The following is a 14,250-nucleotide window of genomic DNA, read 5'->3' as shown; positions in this document are numbered from 1 at the left end:
GAGAGCCGTGTGGCCATCGATATTCACTGGATCTGCGACAACGATAGCCTCGGCCAGCACTGCGCCGAATGGCAGCAGTTGCCATTCGTCGCCCTCGACACCGAATTCATGCGGGTCGACACCTTTTATCCCATTGCCGGGCTGATCCAGATTGGTGATGGCGTTCGCGCTTACCTGATCGACCCCCTGACCATCGACAACTGGCAACCCTTGGCCGCCTTGCTGGAAAACCCGGCGGTGATCAAGGTGGTGCACGCCTGCAGCGAAGACCTGGAAGTGTTGCTGCGCCTGACTGGTAGCCTGCCGGTGCCGTTGTTCGACACGCAACTGGCGGCGGCCTACCTGAACCTCGGTTTTTCCATGGGCTATTCGCGGTTGGTGCAAGCCGTCCTCGATATCGACCTGCCCAAGGGTGAAACCCGCTCGGACTGGCTACAGCGGCCGTTGTCCGAGACGCAAATCAGCTACGCCGCCGAAGACGCGGTGCACCTGGCGGAGGTCTACACACGCCTGCGCCCTAAACTGTCCGACGACAAATACGCCTGGGTCCTGGAAGATGGTGCCGAACTGGTGGCCAACCTGCGCCGTGAAGTCGACCCGTATGAGGTCTACCGCGACGCCAAGCTGGCCTGGAAACTGTCTCGTGCCCAACTCGCGGTATTGCGCGAACTGTGCGCCTGGCGTGAACAGCAAGCCCGCGCCCGGGACCTGCCGCGCAACCGGATCATTCGTGAACACTCGTTATGGCCCCTGGCCAAATCCCAGCCGGATAACCTCGCCGCGTTGGGCAAGATCGAAGACATGCACCCGCGCACGGTGCGCCAGGACGGCGAGTTCCTGCTGGGCCTGATCAAGCGTGCCGGTAGCGTCCCCATGGACCAATGGCCACCGGCGGTTGCCGAGCCATTGCCGGTGGACGCCGCCACGCTGATCAAGCAACTGCGCGCCCTGGGCCAGGCCGAGGCTGAACGCCTGGACATGGCGCCGGAACTGATGCTGCGCAAGAAAACCCTAGAAGCCCTGGTCAAGAGCGGCTACCCCGAGGGGCCATACCAATTGCCAGATTCGCTGCGTGGCTGGCGCCGCGAATTGATGGGCCAGGCGCTGCTCGACAGCCTGGCCACTGCCGGAGAACAGCCTTGAAACGTATTTGCTCCATCTATCGCAGCCTCAAACGAAACGAGATGTACCTCTACGTGCTGAAAAGCGATGCACTGGAGCGCGTGCCGGAAAGTCTGCTGGCTGCCTTCGGCAAGCCGCACCATGCCTTTGACCTGGTGCTGAGCCCGGAGCGCAAGCTGTCCCGCGAGGACATCACCGTGGTTCTGGAGAACCTCGAAAAGCAGGGTTACCACCTGCAAATGCCGCCGGCCGAGGACGAGTACATCGAACACTTGCCCGAAGAGCTGCTGCGACGTAATGACCCGATGTGATCGGTCAGTGCCCCTTCCGGGGCACATCATCAATGGAATTCAATTTTTGGCGGTGGCCGCAACGGACAGCGAACTGCGCCGGCGGCCGCCTGCAGTGTTTTTGAAAGGTTTGAACCATGCGCGTTCTGATTGCTGAACACGATCACCCGCTGTACGCCCGGCTGCTGCGCGAAGCGGCGCCGGACCTTGAGGTCATGACCAGCGGCGACTCCGCCGAATTGTCGCGCCTGGCGGTCGATTGCCCGGTGTGGCTGGGCCAGCCGGACCTGCTGGCCACCTTGCTGCGCCAGGGCCACCAGCCACAATGGCTGCAGTCCACCTGGGCCGGCATCACGCCGCTGCTGGCCGAAGGCCTGCCCCGGGATTATCGCCTGACCCGCGCCGTAGGCATTTTTGGCCAGGTGATGGCCGAATACGTGCTGACTTACATGCTCGGCCATGAGCGTGAAGTGCTGGCGCGGCTGGTCAGCCAGGTTGAGCGCAAGTGGGATAACCGCATGGGCCAGAGCCTGGCGGGGCGCAAGGTGCTGATCGTCGGTACCGGCGATATCGGCCGTAGCGTTGCGCAATTCCTGCTGCCGTTTGGTGTTGAGTTGTATGGCATCGCCAGCGAAGCCCGCGAGCAGGCGCCGTTTATCGAAGTCGCCGGGCTCGAAGAGTTACCGCGCCTGGTGGGCGAGGTGGACTATGTGGTCAACCTGCTGCCCAACACGCCGAACACCCATGATTTGTACGACGCCGCGTTGTTCAAGCAATTCAAGCCGACCGGGTTGTTTATCAACGTCGGGCGCGGTGTAGCGGTGGTCGATGCGGACCTGGTGGAAGCGTTGAAGGAAGGCCATCTGGCCGGCGCGGTGATTGACGTTTGCCGTCAGGAGCCATTGCCCCAACGCCATCCGTTCTGGACCGCCTGGGGCTTGCTGCTCACCGGCCACAGCTCGGCGCCGACTTCGCCGGGGATGATGGTGCAGTTGTTTGTCGAGAATTTGCGGGCGTATCAGGCGCAGGAAACGTTGCGCGGGGAAGTGAGTTTCGAGCGCGGTTACTGATAGTGTGCTAACCCGGCAGGCATGTTGCCGGGCGTTTACAAATTTCTGCAAACACTAATCAGATGTCGGTTTTACAGGTCGTATGTGAGTCTCGTACCCCTCTTTAGATGGGTACATTCTCATGTTGAATGCTGGCACTGTGTCTCTCCCTCCACGGGTCACTCCACAACTTTCCTTGCTTTCCACCGAGCCGGCGGCGCTCCCTCTATTGCCCTCTGCTCTGGTCGCCGCGGCCGATTTCAACGCGCAGGCCCGCGCGCCAGTCCCCCGGCAATCCGGTCTCACCGCGGCGTTGGGCGACCGCGAGAATCTGCGGACACTGGGCCAGAAGCTCAACGAAATCGCCAGCCGTCTTGGCGTGAATGCCAGCCCTCAAGCGGTGCTGGCCGCGCTGCAAACGACACCGATGCAAATACACCCCGACTCGTCCTACCCGATCCGGGCGGGTAAAGCGGCGACGGTAGAGACCTTTCTCAGACGTATCGGCTTGGGGTTGCCCACCAATCATTTTCAACTGACCGGTCATGCCCACGCGGTGAGTGACAGGGCACTGGAGCATCCGCTCGGCAATTTTGGCGGCGGGTTGTCCTGGCCTGTTCCCATGAGCGCCGGTGAACAGCGCAGGGTGCTGGCGGCGGCTACCGACCATGGCAGCCAGAACCCCAATGCACCGCACATCGGCGCAAGCGTGGGTATACTGGAATATCTGAACGCGAACCGGCCGTTGTCGGACGAGGCATTGGCTGATCCTGCCAAGGCACTCGAAACCCTCGTCAGCTCCACCCGCGGGCAGGCACTGGGGCAAGCCATCCAGGATCAGCTCGGGGGCGTCGCAACCGATACCAGCGTGAACGAATATGCACTGAGCGCAATCCACCTGCTGCTGGACCCCGAGTCCATTACGGCGCCGCACCGAAACCATGTGGCAGGTTTCGACCTCGCGCAACACGCCCACTGGGGCAGGCCGGCTTCGACAGTGCTCGAGCGCCTGAGCACTTACCTGCACGAAAATTACAAGACCAGTCCCGAGATGGCCAAGGCCGGCGCCTATTTGTTACTGGCACGAAAGGCCCCCGAGTTTTTGATCAAGGGCATTCCCGACCGCGTGACTTACGGCAGCCCGGCCTGGGTAAGCCTCGCGGTCGCAGCTGCGGCCATAGAAGCGCAGTTCCCCGGGAAGGTGGCGCACATGAACTTTGCCCAGGTCATGTCCAGCGCTGAAAACGCGATCGTGACGAATCGAGCGGCCGCCGAACACGCACAGAAGGCGGCATTGGTGGATTGGGGCGTGGCCAACGGGATTGTCACTCGGCAGCCCAGTGACAGTTACAGCGACGTCGAGATAGACCGTGCAAGGACGGCATTCAACGCACAACTGAAGTTGACGCTTGCGGCTACCGGGTTATTGGAAGCCGATATCCCAAGCCGTAAAGACATTGCACTGGTCCACCTGAAAGAGCGGTTTGGCGAGCATGTACCCTTTGAAGAGAAACGACTGAAGGTCGTTGACTCGAAACAACCGTCAGCCCAACCGCTTTACGATCCGAACCGGGCACCCGCCGGGCTTTACTCGTTGCTGGACATCGCCATGAGCGGACTTGGCCACTACACATGGGAAAGCAGGGACCCGCACATTGCAGAGGCGATCAAAGGCAAGCGCCTTGATTTCGGCGTGAACAAAGTCTTCAACGAACAGTTCGAGCAAGCGATCGCCTCTCGCAAGCAAGGGGTTCGCAGCGCTATCAGGCACCTTGTCGCAACACTTCCATTGGCCGACAGAGAAAACCTTGAGTTTGGAAAACTCGAGTTTTTTCAGAAAAACACCTATGAACTTGGCGTCGACTTCACCTCAAAAAAAAGGCGGGGGGCGGACAATAAGTTGTGGGTCAAGGCGACCGGAAGAAATGGCGACACCGTTTATGAAATTGACTTGAAAGCAGCTGCTATCAGCGCGGTGCCAGCTTCTGAATTAACAACAAAACGAGAGCGGCAAGCCAACAAAACGTTCAAGACGGAACACTTCAATCCCAAGGCCGTGAATGAGGCTGCCCTTGGCCCGAAAAACCAGGCGGGCTTATCGACGCCGCCCATCAGTTTTTCCAGTACGCGAACGCAGCACATCGCCGACGCTTTTGTTGAGCACCTCGATCTCGACAGTGATGACGTCAAGGCTTATGCCCGGGGCGTGACCTCGTTCGATAAGCAGATGGCAACCGAGTGGAACGTCACCAACTTTTTTCTCGACCTGATTCCGCTTAGGTCAGCCATTGCGAACTTTTCCAAGGGCAACCACCTGGAAGGTGCCAGTGACCTGGCGCTGGATGTGTTTGGTTTCGTCACGGCGGGCGCGGGTGTGGCGGCGAAAGTGACGAAGGCGGGGGCCAAGGTCGCCAGCGCTGCCGCCAAGGCCATTCAAGTGGCAAAGGTCATCGGTGTGGCGGCCATTCAGGCATTCAACCCGTTGGATGGCTTCAGCGATCTGGTCGCCGGCGGTGCCCGGCTGCTGGGCAAAGGCGCCAACCTTGTACGCGCGACGGGTGCAGAGGTGGTCAACAAGCTCAAGGGCGCGAGTGGCAGCTATGACCTGTTGAAAGCGGCCAGCAAACACCATGACGCAGCGGCGACGGGTACTTTCAAGGTCGCGGGGCAAAACGTTGATGGAGGTGCGGTACTCCAGAACGGTCGATGGTATGCGTTTGATGTGCATAGGATGCGGCCGTACGGCAGCCCGCTTGAAGGTTTCACCGCAAAAACGAGTGCGATGGATGGCGCGATTATCACGAGGCCTGCCGAGTCAGGCAGCGCCCTGAACAACCGGTTGTTTGGCGACTACGGCGTGGCTGAATCGAACATTTCCGGGCTTGCGCGCGACAGTCAGGGGATCTATGCGGCGGCAGACGGTCACGTGTCTCATATCCGCCATACCGATACCGCCGGCAACACGGCGGTCTACGAAGTACGGCAAGTGACTCGCACCGCCGACGGTGCCGTGCAGGCACGGATTTATCACAACAACCGGCAAACGCCGCTGTTGGTGCAGCACCTTCAGGGGGACCAATGGCAGCGCCTGGGTGCCCGCGGCGGCAACCCGCCTTCGGTGGCATCGGACCTGGGCCCAAAAATTGGCGGAGGCGGCGAGGGGACGATCTACGAAAGTCTCGACGGTAAAAGTGTTTATAAGGACTATGGCCCTTCATCCATGACGGCTGCCGACGACTTTGTCGATAACGAGACCCTGTGCCTGAACAGCTATTACGGTGACGGCTTTGCAACGACGATACTTGAGGATGGTCGTCGTTATTTGAAAATGGGCAAACTGGACGGGGTGGATGTTAATACCCTGGCGAGGGGAAGTTTGCCCCCAGAGGCGCGGCTTTTACTGGATGACGCGTTTCGGCGTATGGAGCAGAAAAATCTTTACCACAACGATCTGCAGCTGAGCAATTTCCTGTATTCGGCGAGGGATAATAAAATTTATCCAGTGGACTTGAACGCCAACGGGCTTGAAGACATGACACCGTTTCTCGCCAGTTTGTACAAGCGTGATAGAGACGAGCTGCGCAGGGCCTATTACGCGCTGATCGCCAAGGCGTAGCTACACTTGTGGCGGGTGCACCCTGCTGTGATGGCAGCAGGGTTTTGAAGCGACCGTCAAGGGTTGTCAGAGCGTGTCAGTCCTGGTGATTGAAGTCGCCTTCGGACACCAGCTCGTTCAATGGACGACGCGGGCTCGGGGTTTCCCGGGCTTGCAGGTAGTCGGGCAGGGTCGACTTGTCCCCCAACTTGCCAATCGCCACGGCTGCGTGCAGGGCGTAACCTTCAGGAATCTTCAGTTCCTTGCGGGTCAGCTCCTGGTCGAAACCGGCCATGCCGTGGGTGTGCCAGCCGCTGAGGCTGGCTTGCAGCGCCAGGTGGCCCCAGGCCGAGCCGGTGTCAAAGGTGTGCCACAGCGCCGGGGTTTCTTCGGTGGCGCCGGGGACGGTGAAGGTCGTCTTCGACGCGACGATTACCAGGGCCGAGGCATGCTGCGCCCAGCCACGGTTGAATTCGTTCAGCAGGCCCAGGAAACGCTCCCAGTTTGGCGTGTCGCGACGGGCGTAGAGAAAACGCCATGGCTGAGAGTTGTAGGCCGAAGGGGACCAGCGCGCGGCTTCGAAGAAGCTCAACAGGGTCTCCACCGGGATGCTTTCGCCGGTGAAGGCGCGCGGCGACCAGCGGTCGGTGAATTGTGGGTGGATCGGGTAGTCGGCGACGCGAGGGTTGCTGCTCATTGGGCTGATCCTGATGAAAAACGGGGTTCAAAACTACTTCGCCGCCGGATGGCTGACAAGTCTTGTTGTACCGACAGTCGTAAGCGCTTGGCCCCGGGAGCCATGGGCACTAGACTGGCGGCCTTTTAACATACCGATATTGATGTAGAGCCATGGCCGCCAAAGTCGAACCTTTCTGGATCCGCAAAACCCTCGAACAACTCGACCAGGATGAGTGGGAGTCGTTGTGCGACGGCTGCGGCCTGTGCTGCCTGCAAAAGCTCGAGGATGAAGACGACAACAGCGTCTACTACACGCGTATCGCCTGCAAACTGCTGGACCTGAAAACCTGCCAGTGCACCGATTACCCCAACCGTCGCGACTCGGTGCCCGATTGCATCCAGCTCACTCCGGGGCAGGCCGACCAGTTCAAATGGCTGCCGCCTACCTGCGGTTACCGGTTGGTGAGTGAGCGCAAGGACTTGCCGCTGTGGCATCACCTCGTCTGCGGCGATCGCGACGCCGTGCACCAGGAACGCATTTCCCAGTCCGGACGCATGCTCAGCGAAGGCAGCGTGCCTGAGGATGACTGGGAGGATTACCTGATTTTTCGCGCGGGCTGAGAAGGAGTGTGTATGACGGTTGGAGCCAGGCTGGCGGCAAGCCTGCTGTTATTGGCATTGAGTACGTCGGCTTGGGCGAAGAAAGTCGACTTGGACTACCACGTCAAGCTGCTGCCCCAAAGTGATCAGGCAGAGGTGCGCCTGAGCCTGTCCCAGGGCTCGGCGGTGCGCAGCCTCAACTTCGACCTGGGCCGCGACGGCGACTACAGCGATTTCAAGGCCGATGGCCAGTGGCAAGTGATGCCGGGCAATACGCCGGGCGCCAGCCGTGGTCTGTGGCAACCCAGTGCCGACAAGGCCAGCCTGACCTACCGCGTTCGCCTGACCCACGCCCGCAAGAAGGGCGTTTACGAAGCACGCATGACCCCTGGCTGGGCGCTGTTTCGTGGCGAAGACCTGGTGCCCACCGCGCGCCTGGATCAGCAGGACGGCATTGAACTGGTGTCGCGCCTGGTGTTTGAACTGCCCGCCGGCTGGAAAAGCGTCGAGACGTCCTGGCCGCGCATCGGCAAGAACAAATTCCGCATCGATAATGTTTCCCGCCTGTTTGACCGGCCCACCGGCTGGATGCTCGCGGGTACGTTGGGCAGCCGCAGGATGCGCCTGGGGGAAACCGAAATCACCGTGGCGTCGCCCAAAGGGCAGGGCATGCATCGCTTGGATGTGCTGACCTTGCTGACGTTTGTCTGGCCGCAAGTGCAAGCGGCATTCCCGCGGCACCCGGCGAAACTCCTGGTGGTGGGCGCCAGTGACCCGATGCGGCGCGGTGCGTACTCGGCGCGGGACTCGATCTACCTCAACAGCCGAACACCGCTGGTCAGCGAAAACGGCAGCAGCCCGTTTATCCGCGAAGTGGTGCAGGCCATCGGTCGCTTCAACGACCAGCAGGGCAGCGACTGGATCAGCGAAGGTTTGGCGCAGTACTACGCCATTGAATTGATGCGCCGTGCGGGCGGCATCAGTGACGACCGCTATGCCGCGCTCCAGACCCGGCTGGCCAAGGAAGGCAGGGACGTGACCACCCTGCGGGTCGAGCACGCCAGTGGCGCGACGGTGTCACGGGCAGTGGTGTTGTTGCAGGAGCTGGACCGCGAGATTCGTGTGAAAACCCACAACAAGCGTTCGCTGGATGATTTGACCCAGGCGGTGATGCGCATGAACAGCATCAGCACAAAGGAGTTTGTGCAGCTGGGGGAGAGCATTATTGGCGAGTCGTCGGTAGTACTCGATACTAAACTGCTGCACTGAAACCAAGGTGGGAGCGGGCTTGCTCGCGAATACGATGTATCAGAAACACATTCAGTGACTGACACTCCGCTTTCGCGAGCAAGCCCGCTCCCACATTTGATCGAGGTTAACCCACAGTTTTGCTGGCGTTTTCAGCCGCCACTTCAGCCTTGGTCTTGAGGTTTTTCAATTCCTCACCGGCGCGTTCAATCTTGGTCCGCACGGTGTTCATTTCCTGGCGGCTGCGCTCCAGCAACTCTTTCGCCGAGCTGTGCCCGCTGATCCCGCGTGCCAGGGCCACGCCGCCAATCGCCACCTGGATCAAACCGAAAAAGCCACCACGGCGCAGGCCTTTGCCCATCATCACCACGCCGCCGGCCAGGGAGCCGATGCGTTCCCAGCCCTGGACGTTTTGCGTGGGTTGGCGCTCGAACGGTGTGGACCGGATAACGGGTCGCAAGGTTTTGCTGTCGCTCATGATCTGTCTCCAACAAGGGCTTATTGATATGCAGCTGACTGCACACAGGGCGCGGATGTTCCCGGAAAATCAGTATTTGGGGCCTGAGCGGGTGTTGTTGCCCTTGGCCAGGCGGTCGTAAAGCACCACGTTGACGGTGGCGGCAAGGTTCATGCAACCGGTGGTCGGGATGTAGACCACGTCTTCACACCAGTCACGAATCTCCTTGTCCAGGGAGCCGTCTTCCGGGCCGAAGATATACAGTGCGCGGTCGGGGTGGGTGTATTCGGGGAGAGGGCGGGCGCCTTCCACCAGCTCGACGGCGACGGGGATGCAGCCCAGGGGCAGGATCTTTTTCAGGTCGTCGATACCGATTAGCGGAATGTCGTGGTGGACCTTCTTGGTGTCGGTAATAAAGTCCCGGGCCCGCTCATAGCGCTTGCCGGTGTAGAACACCGAGGCCACGCCGTAGCAGCCGGCGGCGCGCATCACCGAACCGACGTTTTCGGGGGATTTGGGGTTATACAGACCGATGCAGCTGTAGCGTTTATTGCCCACGGGAAAGGGTGCCTTCGAGAAAAGCGGCGATTATACGGCCTCGGGCTAATGTATTGCTTGGGCGATCGCTATCGCGGGCAAGCCCGGCTCCCACATTTGGAATGCAATCCCCTGTGGGAGCCGGGCTTACCCGCGATGAGGCCGTCACATTCAGCGAAGATACTCAGTCGTCTTTCTTCATCAACCCGGCCAACGCCGCAAACGGGTTATGCGTCGCCTTGGCAATCGTCGGGCTGCTGGTGGAGCCTTCGCCGAAATACTGCTGGTCGGTATAGCGCGAGTGTTCGTTGTCGTGGCAATACAGGCACAGCAACTCCCAGTTGGAGCCGTCCTGGGGATTGTCATCATGGTTGTGGTTACGGTGGTGCACGGTCAGTTCGCTCAGGCGCTTGCCGGCGAATTCACGGGCGCAGCGGCCGCACACGTGGGGGTACATCTTCAGGGCTTTGTCGCGGTAGCCCATTTCCCGGTCGCGCTGGGCATCGGCGAGGATGCGATCCAGCTTGGCGGTGTGGGAGGGCGGGTTGGTCGAGCTCATCATGGCTCCTGTCTTTTAGTGGATCACGGATAGCGTTGATTCTAGCTGCTTGCGGGGTAATAAACCTCCGGCTTTTTCAGCTGCAGTACGCGCAGGTGGTGGGGATTGTTTGTAGTATCGGCGAACTGAATTCATAAGGAGCGGTACTCATGCGGATGCATACAGGATGGTGGGCGTTGCTGTTATTCGCCGTCAGCGTCCAAGCCCAGGCGTTTTCCACGCCCCAGCCGGGCCAGGTGATTGATGTGGCGCTGGAGCAGCTCCACCCTACCCAGGCGGTGATCGGCTTTGATCAGATCTATTACAAGCTGGGGGTGTTTGCCGAATCACCCAAGAAGGTGTTCGACGAATACTGTGAAACCAATGGCCAGGGTGAAGCCAGCAAGGTGCCTAAAGATGCCGACCTGCATAAACCAGGCAGCTTTACCTGCAAAGACCCGGTGGGGACTCACCCGGCGGACATGAAAACCGTGGTGGTCGGCCCTGCTGGCCAGCTGTACCTCACTGACGGCCACCATTCGTTCAGCACGTTGTGGGAGCAGCCAGGGGCCGGCGCCAGACTGAAAATGTGGGTGCGGGTCACTGATAACTTCAGTGACAGCCCTGACCTGGCTACGTTCTGGAAGCGCATGGAGCAGGGGCGCAAGGTCTGGCTCAAGGACGGCCAGGGCAAAACCATCACCCCTGAGCAGATTCCGGCGCACCTGGGTTTCAAGGATCTGGGCGACGATATGTTCCGCAGCCTGGTGTATTTCTCCCGCAAGGCATCCTACGGCAAGCCGACCTCTGGCGCGGTAGTGCCGGAATTCCTGGAGTTTTACTGGGGAGGGTGGTTGCGCACGCAGATTGACCTGAGCGCGTTCAACCTGAACAAGCAGGGCGGGTATGAAAAGGCCATCGAAGCGCTAGCCAAGCGCATGGTCAGTCTGGCGCCCGATGCGCCGGTAGGGGACAGCGGCTTCAACGCCGGGCAGTTAGGGGGATTTACTTCACTCAACCGCAAAGAGCTGGATGACACCTTCAAGAAGAAAGTGCCCTACGTTATCGACAGCAGGAGCAAGTAAGTGACGAACCGACAGGGGCGGCCTGGCGCCGTTTCTGTCGGGCGTATAACGGCTGAATATACAGTAATGGTCGGGCAAATATTGATTTAAATGCCCTCGGGGATTTAAATAGGATTTGGGTAATAAAGTGTTGGACTAACGTTGCCGGTTTCTTTAATGTGGCGCCTCTTGGCCAGCTGCCGTTAGTGTGTTCTGCAGTAGCGCCAGATGTTCAATGCCTCAGGTCTTTCCTGACGACTGTTAGTTTCCCGTCAACCGGGTTCCCCTTCACGATATCAACCCCATGTGGCGGATGTTGTGGCGTTTCAAATCAGAGTCGCTCGTCCAGAGCGCGCTGCTTCAAATAACCGAAGTCGGGTAGGTTGAAGTGTCTGATGATCGTCGTACGAACAATAAAAAATTCGACGAGCTGCCCTGCTTATATAACTTGAAGGTTCAGGCTCATTGTCCTGCGTAAGTTATGAAGTTGTGGCGCTCGTTAATAAACTTCTGATGTTCATCTCGCTTATATTCGCGCTACGTGAATACAACTGCCTGCTTCAATCAAATATATGCAATTTTTTGTAGAGGCTGTTGTGTCTAAAGGTGTTGTTCTGGCGGTTTCCGCTTCCTTCCTGTTTGGCGTGCTGTATTTCTTTACCTCCCTACTTGAACCCTTGGATGGTCAGCAGATATTTGGCTGGCGAATGCTCATTTCGCTGCCCTTCATGACGTTGCTGCTGTGCCTCTCCGGAGACTGGAAGTGGGTGCCGTTGATCTACAAGCGGCTGCGGGAGAAACCCGCGCTGCTGCCCTATGTCGTGGTCACCAGTGCGCTGGTGGGGGTGCAGTTGTGGATCTTCATGTGGGCGCCACTCAATGGTCACGGCCTGGATGTGTCGCTGGGCTATTTCCTGTTACCGCTGACCATGGTCATCACCGGCCGCATCGTTTACGGCGAACGCCTTTCACATCTGCAAAAGATTGCCGCAGCGCTGGCGGCGGTGGGTGTGGCCAATGAGTTGTATCGCACGGGCGGGTTCTCCTGGACCACCCTGGTCGTGTGCGTGGGTTATCCGCTGTATTTCGTACTGCGTCGGCGCTGTGGCACCGATAACCTCGGCGGACTGTGGCTGGACATGGTGCTGATGATCCCGGTCGCGCTGTGGTTTGTCCTCGGTGGCGAACCCATCGGCGAGACCCTGGCGCAACGCCCGGCGCTCTATTGGCTGGTGCCACTCATGGGATTGGTCAGTGCGGCGGCGGGTTATTCCTACATCCGGGCCAGCCGGCTGTTGCCGTTCAGCCTGTTCGGTTTGCTCAGTTACGCGGAGCCGGTGCTGCTGGTGGCCGTGTCGTTGATGCTGGGAGACAGCCTCAAGCCGGGACAATGGATGACCTACCTGCCGATCTGGCTGGCGGTGGTGGTGTTGGTGCTGGAAGGCTTGAGGCATTTGAATCGACTGCGCCGGTCGATCTGACGGCAACCCGCGCAGTGAATGTTTAGCCCTTGAGCTTCTCGGCAATCCAGATGGTATGCCGCGTGCCCTTGTTGCCATGGGCAAACACCTGCACTTCCTCGGCCTTGAAGCCGGCCTTGCGCAGTTTGTCGCTGAACTGCTTGTCGGCGCTGGCCGACCACACCGCCAGCACGCCCTTGGGCCGCAGGGCCTTGGCGCAGGCGCTTAGGCCACCGGCGGAATACAGCCAGCTGTTGGCTTTTTGCGTCAGGCCTTCGGGGCCGTTGTCCACATCCAACATGATCGCGTCAAAGCCCTGGGGCTCGGCCTGCAGCACCTTGGCCACGTCTTCCATACGGATCACGGTGCGCGGGTCCAGCAGCGGGCGGCCGGACTTTTCTCCCAGGGGCCCACGATTCCACTCGACCACGCCGGGCACCAGCTCGGCAACCACCACCTCGGCAGTCTTGCCCAAATGCTTGAGCGCTGCCGCCAGGGTAAAACCCATGCCCAGGCCGCCAATCAACACCCTGGAGCCGGGCCGACCGGCAACCTTGCGGCACGGAATCTCCGCCAGCGCATCCTCGGAACCGTGCATGCGCGTGTTCATCAACTGGCCACCGTCACCGCCCTGAATCTTGATGACAAAATCCTCACCGTATTCGAACAGGCACAAGGCACCGCCGTTGTCGGGGATCGGAGTGGTGTCCAGCAGAACGAAACGTTTCATGGAAATCTCATTGGGAAGGGCATTCTTGCGCGGTTGGGAGTAGCCTTACGACTTTACGGTCAGGCCATGGAGCCATCGATGAAGTGCAGCATTCTAACGGTCATTGTGTGGAGCGCGCTCGCCCTTGGCGGGGTGGCCCAGGCTCAGGAGTCGCAAACCGTACCGATTACCCCAGCGCCGACGGCGGGTTCGCCGGGTACTGCAACGCCCACACCTTACCCGCAAGTCACGCCACCGGCGACGCCAAAGGCGGCCGGCAGCGGTGAGCCATTGTTGGCGCCTATCGTGCTGCCCACGCCGCCGAAGGACCAGACGATCCCGGGCTTGCAGCAGAACGACATCAAGCCCAAGACCCCAGGCGGTTAAAACTGCTGGGACAGCAATTGCCCGTCCGCCATGCGCAGGCGCCTGGACAGGGCGATAGCAATCGCACGGATTATCTTGGCCGCGATTTTCGGCGCATCGTTGAGCATTTTTTCCAGGGAATCCTTGCCCAGGTTCAACAGCACGCAATCGCTGGCCGCCACACAGCTGGCTGAACGGCGCTCGCCATCCAGCACGGCCATCTCGCCAAACGCCCGCCCACTGCGCAAGGTGGCGATGGTCAGCCGCTGGCCCTCATGGTTGGTTTTCTGCACCGCCACCTGGCCTGAGTGGATGATGCACATGAAGGTGCCGGCGTCCCCTTCGAGGAATATCACTTCATCGCGGGCGATGCTGCTGATGTTGAAATAGCCCGCCGCCACATGGAAGTCTTCCGGCAGCAGCGGGTCGAAGAGGCCGCAATCCATCAGCATGTCGCGGATTTCGTTATTGAGTAAGGTCGGTTCTGGCATGAGGCTTACAGTCTTTGTCCATAAATCGTGCAGGGCGCGCCCGGCG

The 14,250-nt window shown here is 59.9% G+C and carries 15 protein-coding genes; 9 read left to right on the top strand and 6 right to left on the bottom strand.

Annotated features, from left to right (window positions below; translation table 11 throughout):
• Window positions 1–9 precede the first annotated feature (9 nt).
• From rnd to JFU58_RS27960, 4 genes are all read left to right on the top strand, one after another.
• Entirely contained in the window at window positions 10–1,143 is a 1,134-nt protein-coding gene (gene rnd / locus JFU58_RS27975) for a ribonuclease D (protein WP_063032544.1), read from the top strand.
• Window positions 1,140–1,433, top strand: coding sequence for a YcgL domain-containing protein (locus tag JFU58_RS27970; RefSeq protein WP_003210667.1), 294 nt, complete (start codon window positions 1,140–1,142; stop codon window positions 1,431–1,433). The genes rnd and JFU58_RS27970 overlap by 4 nt, the downstream gene beginning before the upstream one ends.
• Before the next feature lie 116 nt (window positions 1,434–1,549).
• Window positions 1,550–2,482, top strand: a complete 933-nt coding sequence (locus JFU58_RS27965) for a D-2-hydroxyacid dehydrogenase (RefSeq protein ID WP_201142846.1) — start codon at window positions 1,550–1,552, stop codon at window positions 2,480–2,482.
• Window positions 2,483–2,603: 121 nt separating this feature from the next.
• A complete protein-coding gene (locus JFU58_RS27960) occupies window positions 2,604–6,077 on the top strand; it encodes an OspG family effector kinase (RefSeq protein WP_201142845.1) in 3,474 nt (1,157 codons plus the stop codon).
• Window positions 6,078–6,153: 76 nt separating this feature from the next.
• Here JFU58_RS27960 and JFU58_RS27955 read toward each other — a convergent pair whose 3' ends face one another.
• Entirely contained in the window at window positions 6,154–6,753 is a 600-nt protein-coding gene (locus JFU58_RS27955; protein WP_063032540.1) for a nitroreductase family protein, read from the bottom strand.
• A 152-nt stretch (window positions 6,754–6,905) separates the two neighbouring features.
• Between JFU58_RS27955 and JFU58_RS27950 the strand changes: the two genes are divergently transcribed.
• Both JFU58_RS27950 and JFU58_RS27945 read left to right on the top strand, forming a co-directional pair.
• Complete coding sequence (locus tag JFU58_RS27950; protein ID WP_010176530.1) at window positions 6,906–7,355, top strand: YcgN family cysteine cluster protein; 450 nt, start codon at window positions 6,906–6,908, stop codon at window positions 7,353–7,355.
• Window positions 7,356–7,367: 12 nt separating this feature from the next.
• Window positions 7,368–8,603 (top strand): hypothetical protein, encoded by a 1,236-nt coding sequence (locus tag JFU58_RS27945; RefSeq protein ID WP_201142844.1) that lies wholly within the window; start codon window positions 7,368–7,370, stop codon window positions 8,601–8,603.
• Window positions 8,604–8,709: 106 nt separating this feature from the next.
• Here the strand turns inward: JFU58_RS27945 and JFU58_RS27940 are convergent, their stop codons facing one another.
• From JFU58_RS27940 to JFU58_RS27930, 3 genes are all read right to left on the bottom strand, one after another.
• Window positions 8,710–9,060 (bottom strand): YgaP family membrane protein, encoded by a 351-nt coding sequence (locus JFU58_RS27940; RefSeq protein ID WP_063032538.1) that lies wholly within the window; start codon window positions 9,058–9,060, stop codon window positions 8,710–8,712.
• Between the two features lie 69 nt (window positions 9,061–9,129).
• Complete coding sequence (locus tag JFU58_RS27935) at window positions 9,130–9,597, bottom strand: RNA methyltransferase (protein ID WP_063032537.1); 468 nt, start codon at window positions 9,595–9,597, stop codon at window positions 9,130–9,132.
• Window positions 9,598–9,760: 163 nt separating this feature from the next.
• On the bottom strand, window positions 9,761–10,135 hold the full coding sequence (locus JFU58_RS27930) for a YajD family HNH nuclease (RefSeq protein ID WP_003210675.1): 375 nt from the start codon (window positions 10,133–10,135) through the stop codon (window positions 9,761–9,763).
• 149 nt (window positions 10,136–10,284) lie between these two features.
• Here JFU58_RS27930 and JFU58_RS27925 point away from each other — a divergent pair, with 149 nt between their 5' ends.
• Together JFU58_RS27925 and rarD are read left to right on the top strand one after the other, a co-directional pair.
• Window positions 10,285–11,199 (top strand): ParB/Srx family N-terminal domain-containing protein, encoded by a 915-nt coding sequence (locus JFU58_RS27925; RefSeq protein WP_177070678.1) that lies wholly within the window; start codon window positions 10,285–10,287, stop codon window positions 11,197–11,199.
• Window positions 11,200–11,774: 575 nt separating this feature from the next.
• A complete protein-coding gene (rarD, locus tag JFU58_RS27920) occupies window positions 11,775–12,659 on the top strand; it encodes an EamA family transporter RarD (protein ID WP_063034037.1) in 885 nt (294 codons plus the stop codon).
• 22 nt (window positions 12,660–12,681) lie between these two features.
• Here the strand turns inward: rarD and JFU58_RS27915 are convergent, their stop codons facing one another.
• Window positions 12,682–13,368 carry a spermidine synthase gene (locus tag JFU58_RS27915; protein ID WP_063032534.1) on the bottom strand — a complete coding sequence of 229 codons (687 nt, stop codon included), beginning with the start codon at window positions 13,366–13,368 and terminating at the stop codon, window positions 12,682–12,684.
• Window positions 13,369–13,446: 78 nt separating this feature from the next.
• On the opposite strand from JFU58_RS27915, the gene JFU58_RS27910 reads away from it, so the two are divergent.
• The gene (locus JFU58_RS27910) at window positions 13,447–13,734 is read left to right on the top strand and encodes a hypothetical protein (RefSeq protein WP_017479183.1); all 288 of its coding nucleotides are present in this window, start codon (window positions 13,447–13,449) and stop codon (window positions 13,732–13,734) included.
• On the opposite strand, the gene JFU58_RS27905 is transcribed toward JFU58_RS27910, so the two are convergent.
• Window positions 13,731–14,204, bottom strand: coding sequence for a cyclic nucleotide-binding domain-containing protein (locus JFU58_RS27905; protein ID WP_017479182.1), 474 nt, complete (start codon window positions 14,202–14,204; stop codon window positions 13,731–13,733). The two genes, JFU58_RS27910 and JFU58_RS27905, sit on opposite strands and share 4 nt — an antisense overlap.
• Window positions 14,205–14,250 lie beyond the last annotated feature (46 nt).

Origin of the sequence: Pseudomonas sp. TH34 (assembly GCF_016650865.1) — a bacterium.
In the GTDB taxonomy this organism is placed as follows: domain Bacteria; phylum Pseudomonadota; class Gammaproteobacteria; order Pseudomonadales; family Pseudomonadaceae; genus Aquipseudomonas; species Aquipseudomonas yamanorum.
The sequence above is the reverse complement of the archived record's forward strand: the minus strand, read 5'-3'. Positions and strand labels throughout refer to the sequence as shown.

Bases quoted from the DNA above. Each gene is read 5' to 3' on its own strand.
- JFU58_RS27945 (WP_201142844.1), top strand. From the start codon at position 7,368: ATGACGGTTGGAGCCAGGCTGGCGGCAAGCCTGCTGTTATTGGCATTG.
- JFU58_RS27910 (WP_017479183.1), top strand. From the start codon at position 13,447: ATGAAGTGCAGCATTCTAACGGTCATTGTGTGGAGCGCGCTCGCCCTT.
- JFU58_RS27925 (WP_177070678.1), top strand. From the start codon at position 10,285: ATGCGGATGCATACAGGATGGTGGGCGTTGCTGTTATTCGCCGTCAGC.
- JFU58_RS27960 (WP_201142845.1), top strand. From the start codon at position 2,604: ATGTTGAATGCTGGCACTGTGTCTCTCCCTCCACGGGTCACTCCACAA.
- JFU58_RS27950 (WP_010176530.1), top strand. From the start codon at position 6,906: ATGGCCGCCAAAGTCGAACCTTTCTGGATCCGCAAAACCCTCGAACAA.
- JFU58_RS27940 (WP_063032538.1), bottom strand. From the start codon at position 9,060: ATGAGCGACAGCAAAACCTTGCGACCCGTTATCCGGTCCACACCGTTC.
- JFU58_RS27955 (WP_063032540.1), bottom strand. From the start codon at position 6,753: ATGAGCAGCAACCCTCGCGTCGCCGACTACCCGATCCACCCACAATTC.
- JFU58_RS27905 (WP_017479182.1), bottom strand. From the start codon at position 14,204: ATGCCAGAACCGACCTTACTCAATAACGAAATCCGCGACATGCTGATG.
- JFU58_RS27965 (WP_201142846.1), top strand. From the start codon at position 1,550: ATGCGCGTTCTGATTGCTGAACACGATCACCCGCTGTACGCCCGGCTG.
- JFU58_RS27915 (WP_063032534.1), bottom strand. From the start codon at position 13,368: ATGAAACGTTTCGTTCTGCTGGACACCACTCCGATCCCCGACAACGGC.
- JFU58_RS27930 (WP_003210675.1), bottom strand. From the start codon at position 10,135: ATGAGCTCGACCAACCCGCCCTCCCACACCGCCAAGCTGGATCGCATC.